At 45.7% G+C, this 3,263-nt stretch carries 2 protein-coding genes; both read right to left on the bottom strand.

Annotation, left to right across the window (positions count from 1 at the left end; all coding sequences use genetic code 11):
* Positions 1–274: 274 nt before the first annotated feature.
* Positions 275–850, bottom strand: coding sequence for a Uma2 family endonuclease (locus IM319_RS08560; RefSeq protein ID WP_287735294.1), 576 nt, complete (start codon positions 848–850; stop codon positions 275–277).
* A 177-nt stretch (positions 851–1,027) separates the two neighbouring features.
* Positions 1,028–2,959: a transglycosylase domain-containing protein gene (locus IM319_RS08555; protein ID WP_287684235.1), complete on the bottom strand. Its 1,932-nt coding sequence runs from the start codon at positions 2,957–2,959 to the stop codon at positions 1,028–1,030.
* Positions 2,960–3,263: the final 304 nt, after the last annotated feature.

The following is a 3,263-nucleotide window of genomic DNA, read 5'->3' as shown; positions in this document are numbered from 1 at the left end:
TGGTTCTTCGGTTTGTGTTATGCAATAGACGGGGGTTATAAGGGATGAAACCCTTATAGAGAAAGATCTTAGGCAATTTTTGTCAACTGTTTTTGATCTAGAGCGAACCAATCAATTAAATCTCTTGCCAGATAAGGATTTAGTCGATTTATGCCCCCCTATCGAACCATACCAAGTAACGAAGAACCAATTTAATTATAACCACTTACTTAACCTTAAAAGAAGTGAATTCCGTCTAACGACCAAGTTAGTCCTCGTGCTTCTCCCCAGACTTTTACTTACTTTGTCTAGCTTGACCAACTTTTAGCCATGCAAAGATTTGTTGTGGAGTCAGTGTCAACTCAACCCCTGCAATTACCTTAAGTTGGTGATCCCCTCTGCAAACTTCCGGCTCTTGTTGGTCCGTAAACATTAAAACAGAATAATCATCTGGATCAAGCATCCATCCTAATTTACTGCCATGTTTTAAACAATGTAGAATGTTGTCAATTACACGGTTTACCTTTTGATCGGGTGAAAGAATTTCGATAGTCCAATCAGGTGCTTCCCTAAAGTCGTCCTCTGGTTCACCTGCTTGATTCAGGTTAATTCGATTCCATGCAATTACCGCCACATCAGGAACGATCGAACGCCCGCCGAAGGTACATCGCAACTCAGGTAAGGCTGTATAATCAGCAGTGTGGCTGTCAACCTCAGCTAAAAGACGTTTTTGTAGGATAGAGTGTCGAGTCTTAGGCATCGGTTTCTGAATTGCGACTCCATCCAGGTATTCCCATGCTGGAGAATCCTCCAAATATGGCAATTTGAGGAAATCTTCAAGGTTGATACCCTGAGTCAAGGAAGTCGTCATCGGTTCAAGCAAAGGTTTTTTTGTGACTTTATTATAAATGAACTTTATCTGGGTTGCTTACCGACGATTCAGGCATATTTGAGGAGAATTGGCTATCTCAATCAAATGGGTCGATTTCTTAACTATTCTGACTATTTAACGAAAATGTTCGCTGGCATAACCAATTAGATTAACCATCTACTTAACCGTTGGTTTGCGGAATTTAGAAGGAGAGGGAAAATATTCTACCCGTTCATTTTTAAGCGCTTGTGCCATGAAATCGCGCCAAATGGGAGCGGCAAAACCACCACCGGTGATACCTTTACCTAAAGTGCGGTTTCGGTCATCTCCAATCCAAACTGCGGTGGCTAATTGGGGAACATAACCGACAAACCAGACATTTTTCTCGTTATCGGTAGTACCGGTTTTTCCCGCTGCCGGACGACCGATTTGGGCCGAGGTGGCTGTTCCTCCCTGAATCACTCCCTGTAACACAGAATTAAGAGAAGCGGTGGCCCAGGGGTCTAAAACTAGCTTCGGTTTGGGTGTATTATCGAGCATGACGTTACCACGGCTATCAGTAACACGCATGATAAAGGTAGGCTCAGAATGCCAGCCATTACTGGCAAAAGTAGCGTAGGCCCCCGCCATTTCCAGAGGTGTCACATCCACGGAACCTAAAGGTAAAGAAGTCACGGCAATTAAAGGACTCTCGAAACCCAACAGACGACAGACTTCAATGACTTTATTCAACCCGACGCGACGACCGAGAACAACTGCGGGAATATTCAGAGACTGCATCAGAGCGCTACGCAGGGAAACTTGACCAGAATAGCCGCCACCGTAGTTTTTTGGGCTATAGAAGCCGCCGGCCTCGCGAAAACGTATGGGAGCATCATTAACCACGGTTTCGGGGGTAAAACGACCACTAGCGAAGGCAGTATAATAGACGAAAGGTTTAAAAGCTGACCCCGGTTGACGACGGGATTGAATGGCGCGGTTTAATTGACTTTTATTGTAATCAACGCCACCGACGAGCGCCTTGACGAAATGGGTGCGGGGATCCACTGCGACTAGAGAAATTTGTAGGTCTTTGGTACGAATACCGCGACCACGCAAGCTATTATAGGCTCGTTGGATGGTAGATTCGGCCATGTTTTGAAAGTCGAGATCGATCGTGGTTTGAATCCGCATTCCCCCTTTAGTTAGGGTTTCCTTGCCAAATTTTTGCCGCAATTCTGCCACCACTGCATCGGTAACGTAGGGTAATTTACTTTCTTGCCAAGCGGTGGGTTTACCCAGTTTCAGAGGTTCCTTTAAAGCGGCCTCTTCCTGTGCGGGGGTAATCCAACCTAAGCTACGCATCCGACTGAGAACCAGTGCCTGTCTTTCCTTGGCGGTTTTATAATTATTAAAAGGACTATAAACTTCCGGCGCTTGGATTAATCCGGCCATCATCGCCGATTCTGCTAAATTTAACTCGACAGCGGGTTTATTAAAATAACTTTTAGCGGCGGTTTGCACTCCGTAATTATTATGACCCCAATAGATATTATTGAGGTACATTTCCAGAATGTCATTTTTGCTAAAAACCTGTTCCACTCGTACTGCCAGGACTGCCTCGGCTAATTTACGGCTAACGGTGCGCTGATGGGAAAGAAAAATATTTTTGACTAACTGCATGGTGATAGTAGATGCACCTTCCACCACACCGCCACTTTTCCAGTTAGCGACTACTGCCCGGCCGATACTATTAGGATTAATACCACGATGGTGATAAAAATGGCTATCTTCGATCGCCATCACTGCGCGTTTCAGATTGGGAGATATTTGATCGAGTTCCACCACTTCCCGATTCGCTTCTCCGTGTAAGCTGGTCAGGGGTCTGCCTTTAACATCGTAGATATAACTGGTTTCCGTGGGGACGTAACCCCGTAAAATCCTCACATCGGGTAGATTGCGGTAACTAATCGCTAATCCTACCACAGCCCCCGTCACCACGGCCGTGGATACCATCAACAGGCCGAGAGCGGTTCCTCCTGCAACTCTAGAGACTCCTTGGAAAAAGCTATCCGAGTCACTATTAGGTTTCTGCTCTTTGTCTTGATTGCCGAGGGTACTGGTGGACACGATGGTTACAATTTCCTTTTTCCAAGAGGGGACTGATCGATCGAACTGGTTTGAAAGTCTATTCTAAAGGTTTTGTTAAAAAATCGAATACTAGCTTACAGCAATTATGGCCGATCTGGCTCTAGTTTGATCGGTCATGACAGTGCGATTCGGGGCAGCATAGTTAGGGTCTGCTGAAAAAGTTTTTCGGTGGGGGTTGGGGGTTGGGGGATGGGGGATGGGGGATGGGTTTTACCGATTTTCAGGTGGTCAACTACCTAATTTTCAGGGAAAAAGTACCTGAATTTTCCCCCTGATCACTCCC

The organism is Microcystis sp. M113S1, assembly GCF_020246945.1.
Classification (GTDB): domain Bacteria; phylum Cyanobacteriota; class Cyanobacteriia; order Cyanobacteriales; family Microcystaceae; genus Microcystis.
Note: the sequence above shows the minus strand (reverse complement) of the source record. Positions and strands in the feature narration are given on the sequence as shown.

What these genes read in the sequence shown, in the direction of transcription:
- IM319_RS08560 (WP_287735294.1), bottom strand. Translation starts at nt 850, where the DNA reads ATGACGACTTCCTTGACTCAGGGTATCAACCTTGAAGATTTCCTCAAA.